Below are 19,446 nucleotides of genomic sequence, written 5' to 3'. Positions count from 1 at the left end.
GGCCGCCTGCGGGCTTGAAAAAGCCCGCAATTGCCTTCATCTTGTGTTGCAAGCCTATCGGATTTGGATCGATCGAATGACTGACACCCGCAACGGCGAGGACAACGGCAAACTGCTTTATTGCTCCTTCTGTGGCAAAAGCCAGCATGAAGTGCGCAAATTGATTGCCGGCCCCTCGGTCTTCATTTGCGACGAGTGCGTCGACCTGTGCAATGACATCATCCGCGAGGAGGTGCAGGAAGCCCAGGCCGAGAGCAGCGCGCATAAATTGCCTTCGCCTAAAGAAATCAGCGGCATCCTTGATCAGTATGTGATTGGTCAGGAGCGTGCGAAAAAGGTACTGGCCGTAGCGGTGTACAACCACTACAAGCGCCTGAACCAGCGTGACAAAAAGAATGACGAGGTCGAACTCGGCAAGAGCAACATCCTGCTGATCGGCCCGACAGGCTCGGGTAAGACCCTGCTTGCCGAAACCCTGGCTCGTTTGCTGAACGTTCCGTTCACTATCGCCGACGCAACCACCCTCACCGAGGCGGGTTATGTAGGTGAAGACGTCGAGAACATCATTCAGAAGTTGTTGCAGAAGTGCGACTACGATGTGGAAAAAGCCCAGATGGGTATTGTCTACATCGATGAAATCGACAAGATTTCCCGCAAGTCCGACAACCCGTCCATCACCCGGGATGTTTCCGGTGAAGGCGTGCAGCAGGCCTTGCTCAAGTTGATCGAAGGCACGGTCGCTTCCGTTCCACCCCAAGGTGGTCGCAAGCATCCGCAGCAGGAATTCCTGCAGGTCGACACCCGTAACATCCTGTTCATCTGCGGTGGTGCGTTCTCCGGCCTGGAAAAGGTTATTCAAAACCGTTCCACCCGTGGTGGCATCGGTTTCAATGCCGAAGTACGCAGCAAGGAAGAGGGCAAGAAGGTCGGTGAGTCCCTGCGTGAAGTCGAGCCTGACGATCTGGTCAAGTTCGGTCTGATCCCGGAATTCGTCGGTCGTCTGCCAGTTCTGGCGACGTTGGATGAGCTGGATGAAGCGGCGTTGATGCAGATTCTGACCGAGCCGAAAAACGCCCTGACCAAGCAGTATGCCAAGCTGTTCGAAATGGAAGGTGTAGACCTGGAATTCCGTTCCGACGCGCTGAAATCGGTCGCCAAACGTGCCCTGGAGCGTAAGACCGGTGCCCGTGGGTTGCGCTCGATTCTCGAAGGCGTATTGCTCGACACGATGTATGAGATCCCCTCGCAATCCGAGGTGAGTAAAGTCGTGATCGACGAAAGCGTTATAGAAGGCAAGTCCAAGCCACTGTATATCTATGAAAACAGTGAGCCGGCTGCCAAGGCCGCACCGGACGCATAAGCGTCCCGCTGCCGGAATAAAGAAGGGGCCTTCGGGCCCCTTTGCTTTTAGCGCGTTTTAGACGTGTCTTAGCGCTTGTTTTTTTTCAAGGCTGCCCCCATCTTGGTTTCAAGCTTACTTCCATCTGTTTCCGGCCCTAGGGCCGCCGTAGAGGCGAAATCATGAAGACAACCATCGAATTGCCTCTCCTGCCATTGCGCGATGTCGTGGTGTATCCGCACATGGTTATCCCGCTGTTCGTGGGGCGCGAGAAGTCCATCGAAGCCCTCGAGGCTGCGATGACGGGTGACAAGCAGATTCTTCTGCTGGCTCAGAGAAATCCAGCCGACGATGATCCCGGCGAAGACGCACTTTATCGCGTAGGTACGATTGCAACGGTTCTGCAATTGCTCAAGTTGCCCGACGGTACCGTCAAGGTCCTGGTCGAAGGCGAGCAGCGCGGGACTGTCGAACGTTTCAGCGAAGTGGACGGTCATTGCCGGGCCGAGGTGTCGCTGATCGAAGAAGTCGATGCGCCCGAGCGTGAATCAGAGGTGTTTGTCCGCAGCCTGCTGTCACAGTTCGAACAATACGTGCAACTGGGCAAGAAGGTGCCTGCAGAGGTTCTGTCGTCGCTCAACAGCATCGACGAGCCTGCGCGGCTGGTCGATACGATGGCGGCCCACATGGCCCTCAAGATCGAGCAGAAGCAGGAAATCCTCGAGATCATCGACCTGTCAGCCCGTGTCGAGCACGTGTTGGCATTGCTCGACGGCGAGATCGATCTGTTGCAGGTCGAGAAACGTATTCGCGGTCGCGTCAAGAAGCAGATGGAGCGCAGCCAGCGCGAGTACTACCTGAATGAGCAGATGAAGGCCATTCAGAAAGAGCTGGGCGATGGCGACGAAGGTCACAACGAAATCGAAGAGCTGAAAAAACGCATTGATGCCGCTGGCTTGCCCAAGGATGCCTTGGCCAAGGCTCAGGCTGAGTTGAACAAGCTCAAGCAAATGTCGCCGATGTCTGCCGAAGCCACCGTGGTGCGCTCCTACATCGACTGGCTGGTCCAAGTGCCGTGGAAAGCCCAGAGCAAGGTGCGTCTGGACCTGGCCCGTGCCGAAGACATCCTCGACGCCGACCATTACGGTCTGGAAGAGGTCAAGGAACGCATCCTTGAGTACCTCGCCGTGCAAAAGCGTGTGAAGAAAATTCGTGGCCCGGTTCTGTGCCTGGTCGGTCCTCCCGGCGTTGGTAAAACCTCCCTGGCCGAGTCGATTGCCCACGCCACCAACCGCAAATTCGTACGCATGGCCCTGGGTGGCGTGCGTGACGAGGCGGAAATTCGTGGTCATCGCCGGACCTACATCGGTTCGATGCCAGGAAGATTGATTCAAAAAATGACAAAGGTCGGCGTGCGCAATCCGCTGTTCCTTTTGGACGAAATCGACAAGATGGGCAGCGACATGCGCGGCGATCCTGCCTCTGCGTTGCTCGAAGTGCTCGATCCTGAGCAGAATCACAACTTCAACGATCACTACCTCGAGGTCGACTACGACCTGTCGGACGTGATGTTCCTCTGCACCTCCAACTCCATGAACATTCCGCCGGCATTGCTGGACCGGATGGAGGTGATTCGTCTACCGGGCTACACCGAGGACGAGAAGATCAACATCGCCGTGAAGTACCTTTCGCCCAAGCAGATCCAGGCCAATGGCCTGAAAAAAGGCGAGCTGGAATTCGACGAGGAAGCGATTCGCGACATCATCCGCTACTACACCCGCGAAGCCGGCGTGCGTGGCCTGGAGCGGCAGATTGCCAAGGTCTGCCGCAAGGCGGTCAAGGAGCACGCGCTGGAAAAACGCTTCGCGGTCAAGGTCACTGCGGACCTGCTGGAGCACTTCCTGGGCGTGCGCAAGTTCCGCTACGGCCTGGCCGAGCAGCAGGACCAGATCGGCCAGGTGACTGGCCTGGCGTGGACTCAGGTCGGTGGTGAGTTGTTGACCATCGAAGCGGCCGTGGTACCGGGCAAGGGGCAACTGATCAAGACCGGTTCCCTGGGCGACGTGATGGTCGAGTCGATCACCGCGGCGCTGACGGTGGTGCGCAGTCGTGCTCGGAGCCTGGGCATCCCCCTGGACTTCCATGAGAAGCGCGACACGCACATCCACATGCCTGAAGGGGCTACGCCCAAGGACGGCCCAAGCGCCGGCGTAGGCATGTGCACGGCCCTGGTCTCGGCATTGACCGGCATCCCGGTGCGCGCTGACGTCGCCATGACGGGTGAAATCACGCTGCGCGGCCAGGTCCTGGCGATCGGCGGCCTGAAGGAAAAACTGCTGGCGGCACACCGTGGCGGGATCAAGATCGTGATCATTCCCGAAGAGAATGTCCGCGATCTGAAGGAAATTCCTGACAACATCAAGCAAGATCTTCAGATCAAACCAGTTAAATGGATTGACGAGGTCCTGCAAATTGCGCTGCAATACGCGCCGGAGCCCTTGCCGGATGTGGCTCCGGAGATTGTCGCGAAGGAAGAAAAGCGAGAGTCTGACTCTAAGGAAAGAATTAGCACGCATTAATACGCATTTGCCTGGGGGGCCTTCCTTGACAGTTTTTTAGAGCCCTTGTTATAAAGCGGCTCTTAAGTGTCTGCAGGCCATTCAGCACTCGTTTTTGCTTTCACCAAAAAAACTTAGAATCATCTCAAATAGATATAAGGGGACTTAGAGTGAACAAGTCGGAACTGATTGATGCTATCGCTGCATCCGCTGATATCCCGAAAGCTGCTGCTGGCCGTGCGCTGGACGCTGTAATCGAATCCGTCACTGGCGCTCTCAAGGCTGGCGACTCCGTTGTTCTGGTTGGTTTCGGCACCTTCTCCGTGACTGATCGCCCAGCTCGTACCGGTCGCAATCCGCAGACCGGCAAGACGCTGGAAATTCCTGCTGCCAAAAAGCCAGGTTTCAAAGCTGGTAAAGCACTGAAAGAAGCCGTTAACTAAGGTTTCGTTGAGTTTATCCGGGTCGGGGTCATGCCTGGCTTGGCAGCGGAGCGGTAATGCGACCGGTTGCTACCGGTTTGTGACGCCAGGGCTTGCAGGTGCGAGCCCGGTCCGCTCCGCCAGTTACGAGAAGGCGCATCCTCGGATGCGCCTTTCTTCTATCCGGATTCTACCCACGCTCCACGGTTGCCTAAATTTGAAGTTCAACCGTTTCTGGGGGACGCATGCTGCAGAATATCAGGGACAATTCACAAGGCTGGATTGCCAAGACCATCATCGGGGTCATCGTCGCATTGATGGCGTTGACCGGTTTCGATGCCATTTTTCAAGCCACCACCAACAGCAATGACGCGGCCAAGGTCAACGGCGAAAAAATCAGCCAGAACGAGCTGAGCCAGGCGGTCGACATGCAACGCCGTCAGCTCATGCAACAGCTGGGCAAGGATTTCGACGCCTCTCTGCTGGACGAAAAAATGCTGCGCGATTCGGCGCTCAAGGGCCTGATCGATCGCAAGTTGCTGTTGCAAGGCGCACACGATGCGAAATTCGCTTTCTCCGAAGCTGCGCTTGATCAAGTCATCCTGCAGACGCCTGAGTTCCAGGTCGATGGCAAATTCAGCGCCGAGCGTTTTGATCAGGTGATCCGCCAGCTGGGTTACAGCCGTATGCAATTCCGCCAGATGCTGGCTCAGGAAATGCTGATCGGTCAGTTGCGTGCCGGTCTGGCGGGCAGCGGTTTTGTCACCGATGCCCAAGTGCTGGCATTCGCCCGCCTGGAAAAGCAGACCCGTGATTTCGCCACCTTGAATATCAAGGCCGATCCTGCGTCGGTAAAGCTGACCGATGATGAGGTCAAGGCTTACTACGACCAACACGCCAAGGAATTCATGACGCCTGATCAGGTGGTCATCGATTACCTCGAGCTGAAGAAAGCCTCTTTCTTCGATCAGGTCAGCGTCAAGGACGAAGACCTGCAAGCGGCCTACCAGAAAGAAATCGCCAACCTGTCCGAACAGCGTCGCGCTGCGCACATCCTGATCGAAGTGAACGACAAGGTGACCGAAGCCCAGGCCAAGGCGAAGATCGAAGAGATTCAGGCTCGCCTGGCCAAAGGCGAGTCGTTTGAAGCCCTGGCGAAGGAGTTTTCCCAGGATCCGGGTTCGGCGAACAATGGCGGCGATCTCGGCTATGCCGGTCCAGGCGTCTACGATCCGGAATTCGAAAAGGCCTTGTACGCCTTGAGCAAGGACCAGGTCTCGGCACCGGTCCGCACCGATTTCGGTCTGCACCTGATCAAGCTGCTGGGTGTCGAAGCGCCTGAAGTGCCGACTTTCGCCAGTCTCAAGGACAAGCTGACTCGCGAGTTGAAGACTCAGCAGGTGGAGCAGCGTTTCGTGGAGGCGACCAAGCAACTGGAGGATGCCTCGTTCGAGGCGTCCGACCTGGCACAGCCGGCCCAGGACCTGAAGTTGACCGTCCACACATCGGCCCCGTTCGGTCGTGAAGGCGGTGAAGGGATTGCGGCCAATCGCGCCGTGGTCACTGCGGCGTTCAGCCCGGAAGTGCTGGATGAAGGTGCCAACAGCACCGCTATCGAGCTGGACCCGGAAACCGTCGTGGTGCTGCGTGCCAAGGAGCACCGCAAGCCTGAGCAACTGCCGCTGGACAAGGTGGCAGGGCCGATTCGTGCTCAGTTGGCCAAGGAACATGCCAGCGCAGCGGCCAAGACCCGCGCCGACGAGCTGATCGCCAGCCTGCGCGACGGCAAGACGGCACTGGACAAACCGATTGACGGCCAAGGCTGGAAGGCCATCGAGGCGGCCACCCGCAACCAGGAAGGCATCGACCCAGCGGTGCTGCAAGCACTGTTCCGCATGCCCAAGCCAGAGTCCAAGGACAAGCCGACGTTCAGCAGCGTGACCTTGCCTGACGGCAGTCTGGTGGTCGTGCGTCTGAACGGCGTGAACGAAGCGGCGGCACCGACTGACGAAGAGAAAGCGGAATATCGTCGCTACCTTGCGTCCCGTGTGGGTCAGCAGGACTTCGCGGCCTATCGCAAGCAGTTGGAGAGTCAGGCGGATATCAAGCGTTTCTAATCGCTTGATGCTTTTTCAAACCTGGCTGTGATGCTGCTCACTTGAAAAAACGGCGCTTCTTCAGAAATGGGAAGCGCCGTTTTTTTGGGTTTTTGGGGGAATATCGATGTCTTCGGTAACGGCTCAAGTGAACGGCATCAGGCCAAAATGCCAGGGTTTTTGTATCTGCTTGTTGCCCAAAGGCGGGTGTTCGTCGATCTACCGCCCTAGCGTCTTTTTCCTGCAAACAACCCCCAGTAAACTTGTAACCCCCTTGAAACAAGATTAGCCACGCTGCCAGGTCGCGTTCTGTTGCACAATACGCCCCGGACCGTTTCTCTCAGGATGTTCAATGTTCAAATCATTTCACATGCGCACCGTCGGGCTTGCATTGGTGCTGGCCGCCGCAGCCGGTTGCTCGTCGAAGAAAGCCGCCATCTACGAGCACGAGAACTTCGATGATTCCGGGACGTTCTCGCGCACTTATCCAGTGAGCGACGCGGCGACCTGCGAGGCCGGGCGCCGGGCGTTGCTCAGCCAGGGCTACATCATCACCAGCAGCGATCCGAAGCTGGTCAGTGGCCACAAGAGTTTCCAGCAGACCGGCGAGACCCACATGGAGATCAGTTTCAACCTGGTCTGTGCCGAGGACGGCGGTGCCGGACATCGTGCGACCATGTTCGCCAACGCCTTGCAGGACCGTTATGCCCTGAAGAAAACCAACAACTCCGCCAGCCTGGGTGTGGGTGTGCTGGGTTCGGTGTCGATGCCGATCGGCTCTTCGGACGATTCGATGGTCAAGGTCGCCAGCGAAACCGTGTCGGCAGCCAAGTTCTATGAGCGTTTCTTTGCCTTGGTGGAGCTGTTCCTGCCCCCCGAAGCGAAGAAAGCTGCCGAGAAGGCCGAGAATGCCGATAAGCCAAAAACGGAGCTGGGTGTCCCGGAAACCAAGGCTGAACCGGCCGCCTTGATGCCGGCTCCAGTTGCTGCGCCTGCGTCGGAACCTGTTGCGCCTGCACCAGCAGCCACTCCGGTAGAAGAGGCTGCACCGGCCCCCGTCGAAACCGCCCCTGCGGTGTCGGAGCCCGTCGCACCGCCGAGCGAGCCAGCGCCGATTGCGCCTGAGTCGTTCGAGTCTGCGCCGACGTCGGAAACCGTGACACCGCCACCACCACCGTCCAGCTCGTTACCGGCCCCGAGCGAGCCGATCCAGCCGCTTCCGGCTTCCTGAGGTCCCCGTGGCAGGGTGTTACGCCCTGTCACACTTCACGCGGTAATTTCCCGACCCTGTGCTACGTTTAATTCATGAAGCCTTTGCTTCATGTTTTGTTCATAAAGCAGCTTTATGCTGATGCCAGCGCCATCAGGCATTGGATTCAATGACAGGGGAAGGACACATAATGGATGATTATCAGGAAGAGCTGCTGGAATACCAGGCCTATGAACTGGACCCGCTGGAACCCGCCGAAGATGCAACGGAGTTGTGAGAGAGCAAGCTAGCGCTTGAAGCTCAACGCCCTCTGTGACTACGACGAAATTCCCCAGGCGTCTGGTCATTCCAGCGCTTGAAGGCTCGCTGAAAGGCCTCGGCTGAGGCAAACCCCAGCAAGTAGGCGATTTCGCCGAACGCCAGTTCGGTATCGCGTATGTAGGTCATGGCCAGGTCGCGGCGGGTGTCGTTGAGGATGGCGCGAAATTGCGTGCCTTCCTCGGCCAGCTTGCGCCGCAGGGTCCAGGTCGGCAGTTTCAGGCGGGCCGCCACTTCTTCCAGGTCGGGTTCCCGGCCCCCGCTGAGCAATGGTCCCAGCAATTGAATGATGCGCTCACGCAGGCTGCGGGTGCGGGTCAGTTGTTCCAGTTCCCGTTCACACAATTGAACCATATGGTGCCAGGTGCTGGGGCAATGCTGTGGGTTGCGCAGGGCGAGGCTGTCCAGGCCCAGTCGCAGTTGATTCTGTTCGGCGCCAAACTGGATCGGGCAGTCACCGAGCGTGCGGTAAGCCTCCAGGTACGCCGGTTCCTCGAATTCGATTTCGATGCGTTCGGGCCGCAGCGCGATGCCGCTGACGCTGGACAGTTGGGCCAGCCAGCCGGCGATGATCGAATCCACGACAAAGCGGTTGTAGGCGTTATACGGGCTGATGGAGTAGAACCGTAGCCAAGCGCCGCGGGCATCCTCATGAAAACTCGATTGGCCGCGATAGTTGGAGCCATACAGCGGCTCGAAGCGGATCATGCAGCGGGCCGCCTCGCGCACGGTCGGCGCCTGGGCTGCGGTAACGCCCGCCAGCCCAGCCTGGCTCAAGCGCCCGAGCTGACCCATGCGCAGGCCCAGGGCCGGGTCCTGGGTCTGTTGAATCGCAGCGTGGCCCAGGCGCATGTAGCGTGGGATCGACAGGCGTGCGCCGGGCTCGGCCAGGCGCGCGGCATCGAGGCCGTACTGCTCCAGCAAAGGCTTGGGGTCTTGCCCATGGCTGGCAATGGCGTCAGCCAGGCTGTGGACGAAGCCTACTGACAGGTCCCCCAGGCGCATCGGCTGCGGCTTCATGGTCACAACCACAGGTTAAGCAGGCGCGCGCCACGGGCTTCGCCATCGGGGAAGTGCTGGCCGTTGTGGCTGATGAAACTCTGGCCGGCGCTGCCGCTGTCCCAGAACTGGCCACGCAGGAACACGCTGACACCGCCCCGGGCCTGGCTGATGGGCAATTGGCCGGTCAATGTCAGGCGATGCCAGGCTTGCCCCTCGCTCACTTCACCGGGCTTGAGGCTCACTTCGCTCGGTGTGGACAGGCCCTTATAACCGCTCCAGGGCTTGTCCCAGGCGCCGCGACCGATGATGAAGGCGGGCACCACGATCAGTTGCGCGCCTTGTTCGTTGAGCTGCCGGTAATGGAGCGGGTACCAGCTGTCGCTGCCGATCAGCACGCCCAGGCGCCCGGCAGGGGTGTCGATGACGAGCGGGGGGGGCGGATGGTCGGCGCCCAGCACATCCTGTTGTTCGAATACCGGATGTCGTTGGCGTTGCGGCTGGCCGATCGGTCGGCCATCGCTGCTGAACACCAGGCTGCTGTTGTACAACGCGCCGCGGCCAATCTTCAGTTCGCCGTCGCTGACGCTGGGCTCGGGCAGCACGATGGAGCCGGCCACCAGGGTGATGCCGAACTCCTTGGCCAGTCCGCCGAACAGCGCTTGATAGTCGCGGGCCATGCCTTCGGCTTTCATACGCAGGTAGGCATCCTCCAGGCGGTTATCGCCTTGGGCGCTGACCAGCGCCTGGATAAACGCCAGCGGATTGCTGACCGCCAGCCAGTGCATGGCTTCCTTCAGGGTGGTGGCCTGGTACAACTCGTCTTTTTCGCCGCCGACCATCAGCCAGGTGCCGATGTGCTCGGGCAGGACCACCACGGTCTTGGCATTGAGAAAACCCTGGTCGCGAGCTGCCTGGAGGTAGGCCGCCAGTTTGCGGTGCAGGCGCTCGGGGCTCTGGTAGTCGGTGGGGAACAGTTCAGGCTGGATGCCCAGCAGGTTGCCGCGGTCGGCGGGCGTGCCTTGGTCGACCGCCAGGTTGATACGCAGGTCTGACAGGTAATGACCCGCTGGACGATCGGTCGTCCACAGTGCGTAGGTGATCAGGGCGGCAATCAAGGCCAGTGAAAACAGCAGGTACAGAAATTTGCGCATGGGGGAACAGTCAGCGGCCGTGTGCAGGTTCGTGATTTTTCATCAGGAGCTACGGGGCAGGGTACGGGAAAACAAGGGATTAGCGAAGGGCGGGCTGATTTGTACGCACGGCAAGCACATGCAAAAGGTGTCCAGGGAATCACCTGAATGGCATTGATGAGGTGCCGGGTGACCTTCGATCCCCCGACAGCTGATCGGTGCGCTGCACATTTGGATCATTAACTTGTCAGTTACGGTCATTGAGCGCCCGCATCCGGACTCTTACGCTGTGGGCCATGACAGACGCACGCCGCAGAGCTTGCGCTTTTTTCCGTGATCGCCCGTTGTGGAGTTATCGATGACCGCCTCCCATTACCCGCATCTGCTGGCCCCGCTGGACCTGGGTTTCACCACGTTGCGCAACCGTACCCTGATGGGCTCGATGCACACCGGCCTGGAAGAGAAATCCGGTGGCTTCGAACGCATGGCGGCGTATTTTGCCGAACGCGCCCGGGGCGGCGTGGGCCTGATGGTCACCGGCGGGATCGGGCCGAACGACGAGGGCGGTGTCTACTCCGGCGCGGCCAAGCTGACCACCGAAGAAGAGGCGCTCAAGCACCGGATCGTGACCCGGGCCGTGCACGAAGCCGGTGGCAAGATCTGCATGCAGATTCTTCACGCCGGGCGCTATGCCTACAGCCCCAAGCAAGTGGCACCGAGCGCGATCCAGGCGCCGATCAACCCGTTCAAGCCCAAGGAACTGGACGAGGAGGGAATCGAGAAGCAGATCAGCGATTTCGTCACCTGCTCGGTCCTGGCCCAGAAGGCCGAATACGATGGCGTCGAGATCATGGGGTCGGAAGGTTATTTCATTAACCAGTTCCTGGCGGCCCACACCAACCACCGCACCGACCGTTGGGGCGGCAGCTATGAAAACCGCATGCGCCTGCCGGTGGAGATCGTCCGCCGGGTGCGCGAAGCGGTAGGCCCGAATTTCATCATTATCTTTCGCCTGTCGATGCTCGATCTGGTGGACGGCGGCAGCACCTGGGACGAAATCGTCCAGTTGGCCAAGGCCATCGAGCAGGCCGGCGCGACGATCATCAACACCGGTATCGGTTGGCACGAAGCACGAATTCCCACCATCGCCACCAAGGTTCCCCGGGCGGCGTTCAGCAAAGTGACGGCCAAGCTGCGCGGTTCGGTGAACATCCCACTGATCACCACCAACCGCATCAACACCCCGGAAGTGGCCGAGCAGATCCTGGCCGAAGGCGATGCCGACATGGTCTCCATGGCGCGGCCGTTCCTGGCTGATCCAGAGTTCGTCAACAAGGCCGCTGCCGGTCGCAGCGATGAAATCAACACCTGCATCGGCTGCAACCAGGCGTGCCTGGACCACACCTTTGGCGGCAAGCTCACCACTTGCCTGGTCAACCCACGGGCCTGTCATGAAACCGAGCTGAACTACTTGCCGGTGACCCAGGTGAAGAAGATCGCCGTGGTCGGCGCCGGCCCGGCCGGGTTGTCCGCTGCCACGGTGGCGGCCGAACGTGGGCACCAGGTGACGCTGTTCGATTCGGCCAGTGAAATCGGTGGTCAGTTCAACATTGCCAAGCGCGTGCCGGGCAAGGAAGAGTTCTTCGAAACCCTGCGCTATTTCAAACGCAAATTGCAGACCAGCCATGTCGAGCTGTGCCTCGACACCCGGGTGGATGTGGCGCAATTGGTGGCGGGCGGCTACGACGAGATCATTCTCGCCACCGGCATCGCCCCACGCGTGCCGGCGATTCCCGGGGTGGAGCATGCCAAGGTCTTGAGCTACCTGGACGTGATCCTCGAGCGCAAGCCGGTGGGCCGCAGCGTCGCGGTGATCGGTGCCGGCGGTATTGGCTTCGACGTGTCGGAGTTCCTGGTTCACCAGGGCGTCGCCACCAGCCAGGACCGCGAGGCGTTCTGGAAGGAGTGGGGCATCGACACCCACCTCGAGGCCCGTGGCGGCGTGGCCGGGATCAAGGCTGAACCCCATGCACCGGCGCGCCAGGTGTTCCTGCTGCAACGCAAGACCTCGAAGGTCGGTGACGGCCTGGGCAAGACCACCGGCTGGATTCATCGCACGGGCCTGAAGAACAAGCAGGTGCAGATGCTCAACAGTGTCGAGTACCTGAAGATCGACGATGAGGGACTGCACATTCGCATCGGCGAAACCGGCGAGCCGCAAGTACTGGCGGTGGATAACATCGTGATCTGCGCCGGCCAGGATCCACTGCGTGAGCTGCAGGAAGGCCTGGAAGCGGCGGGGCAGACCGTTCACCTCATTGGCGGTGCCGACGTGGCGGCGGAACTGGATGCCAAGCGGGCGATCAACCAGGGGTCGCGGTTGGCGGCGCAGTTGTAAGGCTCAATCCCAGGAAAACCCTTGTGGGAGCGAGCTTGCTCGCGATTGCGGTGAGTCAGTTGCATGGATGCTGGCTGATCCGCCGCTATCGCGAGCAAGCTCGCTCCCACAGTGGGGAGGGGTGAACCTGAAGTCCCCCGCCAGCTGTTAAGATACCGGCCTGTTTCCACCCGGCCTGCCGCCATGCTGCTTCCCGCCCTCGACTGGCATCCCCAACCCCGACTCGAACCCCTTCACCTGGATTGGCTCGCCCGTGCCGGTGTCGAAGTGGCGGTGTTGCGTCTGGACCGGATCGATCCGCTGATCAGCGGCAACAAGTGGTTCAAGCTGGTCCATCATCTGCGCGCCGCCCATGAGGTCGGTGCCGAAGGGATCATGAGCCTGGGTGGTGCCTATTCCAATCATTTGCATGCGTTGGCGGCGGCCGGCAAGCGCTTCGGCTTTCCCACGGCCGGGCTGTTGCGCGGTCATCCCCAGGAGACGCCGACGGTGCGCGACCTGAAGGCGTTTGGCATGGACCTGCACTGGTTGGGTTATGGCGGATACCGAGAGCGGCACGCAGCGGATTTCTGGGGACCGTGGCAGCTCCGCTACCCACATTTGCATCCGGTGCCCGAGGGCGGTTCGGGTTTGCCTGGGGCGCAAGGTTGCATGACGTGGGCGGCCAGTGTCCGTGAACAACTGGCAGCGCTGGGGTGGGCGGATTATCACGGCTGGTGGTTGGCCTGCGGCACCGGGACGTCGCTGGCCGGACTGGTGCTGGCCGAAGCGGGCGAGCGCCCGGTCTACGGCGTGCTGGCCGTGCCCCCGGACCATGGCGTGGCCCGGCAGGTCGAGCGCATCGTGGGGGAAGCGGGGCTTTCCAGCCCGCGTCATGAGTTGGTCGACGGCAGCCGTGGCGGGTTCGCCCAGGTCGATGCCGAGCTCACGGCCTTCATCGAAAACACGACGGCCATCGAACTGGAGCCGTTGTACACCGGCAAGGCCTTGATGGTGCTCAAGGCGCGGGTCGAGGCGGGAGGCTTTGCCCCCGGCACGCGCCTGGTCTTTGTCCACACCGGCGGTTTGCAAGGCCGCCGAGGGTTCGATTGACGGGCGATCAGCCGCGTTTGGGCATCATCCGCAGCAGCGTGTTGTCCCGCACCACGTAGTGGTGATACAGCCCTGCCAAGGCATGCAGGCCAATCAACCAATAGCCGATGGTGCCGCCCAGCACGTGCCAACTTTCCAGTTGCTTGGCGAAATCCTTGTCTTGATTGATGAGCAACGGCAGATCGAAACCGTAGAACATCACCTGGTGCCCTTCGGCGCTGGTGATCAGCCAGCCCAGCAGCGGCATGGCGATCATGAACAGGTACAGCGCCCAGTGCATGAGGCGGGCGAGGATGGTTTGCCAGGCAGGCGATGCCGGGAAAATCGCCGGTGCCTTGCCCATGCTGCGGGCGAACAGGCGCAGCCAGACCAGCACGAACACCGTCAGGCCGAGCATGAAATGCGCTTCCTTGATCAATGTCCGGCCGCCGCTGCCCTTGGGAAAAACTCCCCGCAACTCAATGCAGGCATAAACCACGGCCAGCAGGACCAGCATCAACCAATGCAAGGTTACCGTGACGGTACTGTAGCGGCTTTCCGAGTTTTTCCAGGGCATTGCGGGTATCTCCAACAATCAGGGTAGAGCGCCGTCTAGCGCGGCGTATCTTTACTGTAAGCCCGTTTCGTTGGGTTTGCATGAGCCAGATCAGGTTTGCCGGCAAGAATCCAAAGGGCAGGATCAGGGTGTGAAGTCTGGTGGGTTCAGCAGCCAGTCCAACAGCAGCCTTGCATCATGATTGCCACGGGACGGTTTCGGTGGGGTGGCGGGTCCTGCGCCGATATCGACCGCCCCTGGGCACAGCACCGGTCGGTCGGGGTCGCCATCGAGAAAGCTCACCAGCACTTCGCTGCCGGCCATCAGGGGAGGGCTGTCGCCCAGCGTCAGTCGCGACACGGGCAGCGTGATGCCTTCCTGGTCCGGCGCCCAGAGGCTGACACTCACTTGGCCGTGCTCATCGAACGGGGCCGGCTGGCCGGTGCGGCCGAGTACATGGGCCAGGTGATAGCCGGGAATACACGGTTTGGGGTGCTTGAGGGCCGGCCTGAACACGGTGGACCAGGGAATGGCGGTGAAGCGGTTGCGGTAGTCACGGGCCGACGGTGTGGTGGGCAGGTCCGGTTCAAGGATCGAAAACTGCCGCCCGCGATGCTGGACCTCGGTGATCAGCCATTGATCGTTGAAGGTGGAAACCGGGTGTTCGCAGATCGGCACGATGTCGCCGCTGTGCAGGGCCGGTTGATCACTGTGGCCATGGATTTCCCGTTGCCGACAGCGCAACCGCTCCAGATGGCGGCGTCCGGCCTGGTAACGGTGAGTCAGGGCCGGGTCGCCGTGCATGGCCTCATGGTCGATCTGCCCGAGGGGTTGATTCGCCGCCGGGGCCTCGGTTTCGGTCGCTCCCCGGTCACGGAACCCCACAGGCACGCCAGGCACCGTCGCGTGGTGGCGCATATACAAGCGTTTGATGGCCGGTATCGAGTTGTCGTTCGGGCGCAGGGGCAGCTCGACGGAGCGTGCGGGGAAACTCTTCGGGTCTTCGGCAAACACCAGGGTGTGGCCCTGGGGAGTGTGTTCGAAGTGGTAATGAATGCCTTCTTCCTCACACAGGCGTTGCAGGAGGGCCAGGTCGCTTTCGTCGTACTGGATGCAGAATGGGCGACACGGATACTGCCCATGGGGCAGTTCGAAACGGTAACTGTCAGCGGGCAGAGCGTTGTCTTCCAGCAGGCGCTGCAGCAACTGCACCACGCTGAGCCGATGGAAAACCCGGCGCCGCGGGCCTTGTTCCAATCGCTGCAGGTAGGGCACCAACGTCAAGCGGTAGCCGATGCGCCGCGGTGCCGAGGCACTCAGGCTGACGCTGTGGACAACCCCATGGATGCCCGACTCGCCGTCCAGGCGCAGGAATGCCGGTTGCCCCAATAGCAGGTCGGGGTTTATCGGTGGGGCCAGGCAGATCAGCTCGAGGTCAAAGCGGTACGGCTGGTTGAGGGCTTCGCGGCCATTGAAGCGCAAGACTTGCAGCTGCAAGTCGTTTTGCGTGAGCGTCAGGCTGAAGGGACTTTCCGTGTCGTTGCGCATCGCGCCTCCTACTGGCAGGGACAGAGGCCCAGAGGGTACGAAACCATGGGGGGGAACGGTGCTCGCGAGCCGCTATTTCAGAAAAGCCCTACAACACACTGTGAAAATGTCGATCCGGCAGGCTGAATTTTTTGGTCGATCAGCCGGTTTAGGCCGTATAAACTTGCGCCACAGCGCCGGCCGGCAGATGTCTCGGCGCGTCAGACAAGAGAGTGAGTAATGGGCGCACAGTGGAAGGTTAAACACAAAGAAGCGGCTGCCAATGCCAAGGGCAAGATCTTCGGCAAACTGGTGAAGGAAATCACCATTGCCGCGCGCAACGGTGCTGATACCGCGACCAACGCGCACTTGCGTCTGGTGGTCGAGCAGGCGAAGAAGGCCTCGATGCCCCGCGAGACCCTGGAACGTGCGATCAAGAAAGGTTCCGGCCAGCTCGGTGAAACCGTGCAATACCACCGCGTCACCTACGAAGGGTTCGCGCCGCACCAGGTGCCGCTGATCGTTGAATGCGTGACCGACAACATCAACCGTACCGTCGCCGAAATTCGTGTCGCGTTCCGCAAGGGCCAACTGGGTGCCTCGGGTTCGGTGGCGTGGGACTTCAACCATGTCGGCATGATCGAAGCCGCGCCGGACAGCCCGGACGCCGATCCGGAAATGGCCGCCATCGAGGCCGGTGCCCAGGATTTCGAGCCGGGCGAAGACGGCGCGACGTTGTTCCTTACCGATCCTGCCGACCTCGATGCCGTGCAGAAGGCCTTGCCGGAGCAGGGCTTCACCGTGTTGTCGGCCAAGCTGGGCTATCAGCCGAAGAATCCGGTCAGCGGCTTGACCGACGAGCAGATGGCTGAAGTCGAAGCCTTCCTCGAAGGCCTCGACAACCATGATGACGTGCAGGACATGTTTGTTGGGTTGGCGGGTTAAGCACCACGCTGTTTGGGTCAGGGACATGATGGACATGTGGCGAGGGGATTTATCCCCGCTGGGCCGCGAAGCGGCCCTAAAACCAGACGACTTGAGTATGTCTGGCTGACTCTGCAGGATTTAGGGGGCTGCTGCGCAGCCCAGCGGGGATAAATCCCCTCGCCACAATAGGTGGTGTGCTTGACGGGTTGGTGCTGCTGGCTCAACCGCTGTGTTTGAACTCGCGCAGCAAGCCTTCAATCTCATCGAACCCCGGCCGTGCCAGCACCTCCGGCTGACAGCAGCGCGCCTCCAAATCCAGCAGCCATGCAAGATCCTGCGCACTGGGCGTCGGTTCGATCCGTGCCAGCAATTCCCCCAGCAGAATCCCGAAGGCCCGCACCTCGATGCGTTGCAGTGCGCGGGTTTGCAAGGTGTCTGCAGTGGCGTGGAACGACGCCGCGCCAAAGTCCCCCAGCAGGCAATCGCCCTGGTCATTGCACAGGATATTGTGCCCGTACAGATCCCCATGGGTGATGCCCTGGCGGTGCAGGTGCGCCGCCACCGAGGCGATGCCGTGGGCGATGCGCAAGGCCACCGGGGCGCTCAGGCGCAGTTCATCGGCATACACGTCGCGGGTGCATGACGCCAGGCTCGGCAGCCCGGCGAGGTTGCGATAGCTGGGCTCGATCAGTGCCATGACCAGCCCGGCCTGTTGCTCGGGGTGCCCGGCGACCTGGCCCAACACGTCAATCAGGTTCGGGTGTCGACCGGCGGTGATGCAGGCATGCATTTCATGCAGGGGTGAGCCATCGCTGGTCATCTGGCCTTTGTACAGCTTCACCGCGACGTTTCGCGCCACTTGGCCGGGCGCCTGCCAGATCGCTTGGTGAATCACTCCGGAGGCGCCTTCGCCCAGTTGTCGTTGCAGCGTCAGTTGCGACCAGTCGATGGGGGTCGTGGTGTTCAAGGCTGCGGCATCGGCCTGGGTTTCCAGTGGGTTGCCGGCGTAGGCCAGCCAACCGAGGCTCGGCAGCTCCAGCAACCATTGCGGCAGTTCGGTCAATTGGTTGGCGGCGATGCGCAGCAGTTCCAGGCGATGACACTGGCCCAGGCTCGCCGGTAACTGCTGCAAACGGTTGCCGGCCAGCATCAGTTTTTGCAGGTGCGGGCGTTGGCCCAGCTCATCCGGCAAGTGGCTGACGTCGTTGTCGGTCAGGATCAGCCAGCGCAGCCGTGGTGGCAGCGCGGCGCCCGTGACGCGGGTGATGCGGTTGGCCTTGAAACCGACCATGGTCAATGCGCTGCAACGGCCCAGGCATTCGGGCAGTTCAGTGAAGCGGTTGTCGGAACAGAACAGCACACGCAGGCGAGCCAGCCGATGCAGGTCGTCGGGCAACGTGTCCAACTGATTGCCGCTGAGGTTGAGGATCTCGAGGGAATCGGCCAGCTCGAAGATTTCCCGGGGAAACTCCGTCAAGCCGCAGGCCAGGTCCAGCCGGGTGATGCCCGAGAGCTGGCCGGCGCGTAGTTGGGCGAGGGTGTGCATGGCAGGGTTCGCTGTTGATCAAGAAGAAAAAACGCGGACACACCTGTGGCGAGGGAGCTTGCTCCCGCTGGGCGGCGCTGTAGGAGCTATGTAGGAGCTGCCGAGTGCAACGAGGCTGCGATCTTTCCCCTAGCGCTTGAGGCCCAAGTGAAAGATCAAAAGATCGCAGGCTCCGCCAGCTCCTACAGAACCCAGCGGGAGCAAGCTGCCTCGCCACAGGTCATCGGTTCAATTGATTGTGAGATGGCCGCATGATAACTGCAAAATTCCCTCTAGCGCTCGATGCTGCGGTTCCAACGGGCGTTCCAGGCCGGGCGTTGTTCGTTGACCTGGTCCCAATCCACGGCAATCGCTGTTTCCAGGTATTGCTTCATCGCCTCCACCTGGCCACGGGTCTTGTCGGTGGTCGGGGTGTTGGGGTTGGAAGGGATCTGGTCGCCTTCTTCCAGGGCAATGGCCTGGGCTTGCGGGGTCAGCAGGAAAGCGGCGAGCTTTTGTGCCAGTTCCGGCTGGGTGTTTTGCGCGATGGTGCATTCGGCGACGTTGAGGACCACGGCGCCTTCCTTCGGCTGGGCATATTCGACGGGCATGCCCTTGAGTTTCAGCGCGGTCACCTGAGTCGGTGTCAGTGGGAACAGCGCGGCTTCATCGGTCTGTAGCATTTCGGATATCTTCGCCGAGCTCGGGATGTACTCCAGCACGTTGCGCCCCACCGTGTTCGGCCACGCCTTGAAACCTGGCTCGACGTCGGTTTCGCTGCCGCCCTGGATCCGGTTGAACATCAAAAAGCCGTGCAGGCCGAAGGTGGACGAGGCCATCGACTGGAACACCACTTTGTCCTTGAAGCGCGGATCGGCCAGGTCCATCCATGAAGTGGGCGTATTCCAGCCTTTTTCCTTGAACAGCCGGGTGTTGTAGGCCAGCCCCGTCACCCCGAGGCTGACGGCCACGGCCTGGTCCTTGATACGCCCCTTGGCCGGGATCTGCGCCAGGGTCGGGCTGTCCTCGAGCTTGTCGCACAACCCCATGGCGATGGCGCGGTACATGATGCCGTCATCGAGGAACATCACGTGCATCTGCGGGTTGCCTTTGCTGGCCTGGACTTTCGCCAGGATGTCGGCGGAGGTGCCGGGCACGATGACCACTTTGACATTGTTGGCTTTCTCGAACGCCGGCAAGACCTTGTCGGCGTAGAGCCGCTCCATGGTGCCGCCGTTCATGCCCAGGTAAAGCGTCGGCTCGGCCAACGCCTGGGTGACCGGGAGCAGGGCGCCCAGGCAAGCGGAACCCAGCGAGCAGAAACCGAACAGTGCATTGCGTTTGACGTTATTCATTGGCGCGACCTT

14 protein-coding genes are annotated in these 19,446 nt (G+C 60.8%); 8 read left to right on the top strand and 6 right to left on the bottom strand.

Annotated features, from left to right (window positions below):
- Positions 1 to 76 precede the first annotated feature (76 nt).
- The 5 genes from clpX (at position 77) to BM317_RS00650 (ending at position 7,646) form a co-directional block, all read left to right on the top strand.
- Entirely contained in the window at positions 77 to 1,360 is a 1,284-nt protein-coding gene (gene clpX, locus BM317_RS00675) for an ATP-dependent Clp protease ATP-binding subunit ClpX (RefSeq protein ID WP_024778305.1), read from the top strand.
- Positions 1,361 to 1,521: 161 nt separating this feature from the next.
- Positions 1,522 to 3,918: an endopeptidase La gene (gene lon / locus BM317_RS00670; protein ID WP_092472699.1), complete on the top strand. Its 2,397-nt coding sequence runs from the start codon at positions 1,522 to 1,524 to the stop codon at positions 3,916 to 3,918.
- Positions 3,919 to 4,067: 149 nt separating this feature from the next.
- On the top strand, positions 4,068 to 4,340 hold the full coding sequence (locus tag BM317_RS00665) for an HU family DNA-binding protein (RefSeq protein WP_003183171.1): 273 nt from the start codon (positions 4,068 to 4,070) through the stop codon (positions 4,338 to 4,340).
- 224 nt (positions 4,341 to 4,564) lie between these two features.
- Complete coding sequence (locus tag BM317_RS00655) at positions 4,565 to 6,436, top strand: SurA N-terminal domain-containing protein (RefSeq protein WP_092175384.1); 1,872 nt, start codon at positions 4,565 to 4,567, stop codon at positions 6,434 to 6,436.
- 331 nt (positions 6,437 to 6,767) lie between these two features.
- The gene (locus tag BM317_RS00650) at positions 6,768 to 7,646 is read left to right on the top strand and encodes a DUF2242 domain-containing protein (RefSeq protein ID WP_092175380.1); all 879 of its coding nucleotides are present in this window, start codon (positions 6,768 to 6,770) and stop codon (positions 7,644 to 7,646) included.
- Between the two features lie 279 nt (positions 7,647 to 7,925).
- Here BM317_RS00650 and BM317_RS00645 read toward each other — a convergent pair whose 3' ends face one another.
- The gene (locus BM317_RS00645) at positions 7,926 to 8,963 is read right to left on the bottom strand and encodes an AraC family transcriptional regulator (RefSeq protein ID WP_092175376.1); all 1,038 of its coding nucleotides are present in this window, start codon (positions 8,961 to 8,963) and stop codon (positions 7,926 to 7,928) included.
- Positions 8,964 to 8,965: 2 nt separating this feature from the next.
- The gene (locus tag BM317_RS00640) at positions 8,966 to 10,096 is read right to left on the bottom strand and encodes a carbon-nitrogen hydrolase family protein (protein WP_092175372.1); all 1,131 of its coding nucleotides are present in this window, start codon (positions 10,094 to 10,096) and stop codon (positions 8,966 to 8,968) included.
- Between the two features lie 337 nt (positions 10,097 to 10,433).
- Here BM317_RS00640 and BM317_RS00635 point away from each other — a divergent pair, with 337 nt between their 5' ends.
- Positions 10,434 to 12,473, top strand: a complete 2,040-nt coding sequence (locus BM317_RS00635) for an oxidoreductase (protein WP_092472697.1) — start codon at positions 10,434 to 10,436, stop codon at positions 12,471 to 12,473.
- 183 nt (positions 12,474 to 12,656) lie between these two features.
- Positions 12,657 to 13,565: a 1-aminocyclopropane-1-carboxylate deaminase/D-cysteine desulfhydrase gene (locus BM317_RS00630; RefSeq protein WP_092472695.1), complete on the top strand. Its 909-nt coding sequence runs from the start codon at positions 12,657 to 12,659 to the stop codon at positions 13,563 to 13,565.
- A gap of 7 nt (positions 13,566 to 13,572) precedes the next feature.
- Here the strand turns inward: BM317_RS00630 and BM317_RS00625 are convergent, their stop codons facing one another.
- Positions 13,573 to 14,121 (bottom strand): cytochrome b, encoded by a 549-nt coding sequence (locus tag BM317_RS00625; RefSeq protein WP_092472693.1) that lies wholly within the window; start codon positions 14,119 to 14,121, stop codon positions 13,573 to 13,575.
- Positions 14,122 to 14,244: 123 nt separating this feature from the next.
- Positions 14,245 to 15,648, bottom strand: a complete 1,404-nt coding sequence (locus BM317_RS00620; protein WP_092472691.1) for a type VI secretion system Vgr family protein — start codon at positions 15,646 to 15,648, stop codon at positions 14,245 to 14,247.
- 219 nt (positions 15,649 to 15,867) lie between these two features.
- Between BM317_RS00620 and BM317_RS00615 the strand changes: the two genes are divergently transcribed.
- Entirely contained in the window at positions 15,868 to 16,572 is a 705-nt protein-coding gene (locus BM317_RS00615; protein ID WP_003183149.1) for a YebC/PmpR family DNA-binding transcriptional regulator, read from the top strand.
- A 202-nt stretch (positions 16,573 to 16,774) separates the two neighbouring features.
- Here the strand turns inward: BM317_RS00615 and BM317_RS00610 are convergent, their stop codons facing one another.
- On the bottom strand, positions 16,775 to 18,100 hold the full coding sequence (locus tag BM317_RS00610) for a leucine-rich repeat-containing protein kinase family protein (protein WP_092472689.1): 1,326 nt from the start codon (positions 18,098 to 18,100) through the stop codon (positions 16,775 to 16,777).
- A gap of 272 nt (positions 18,101 to 18,372) precedes the next feature.
- A complete protein-coding gene (locus BM317_RS00605; RefSeq protein WP_092472688.1) occupies positions 18,373 to 19,434 on the bottom strand; it encodes an ABC transporter substrate-binding protein in 1,062 nt (353 codons plus the stop codon).
- Positions 19,435 to 19,446: the final 12 nt, after the last annotated feature.

It is taken from the genome of Pseudomonas sp. NFACC24-1 (genome assembly GCF_900115235.1).
Lineage (GTDB): Bacteria > Pseudomonadota > Gammaproteobacteria > Pseudomonadales > Pseudomonadaceae > Aquipseudomonas > Aquipseudomonas fluorescens_AA.
The sequence above is the reverse complement of the archived record's forward strand: the minus strand, read 5'-3'. Positions and strand labels throughout refer to the sequence as shown.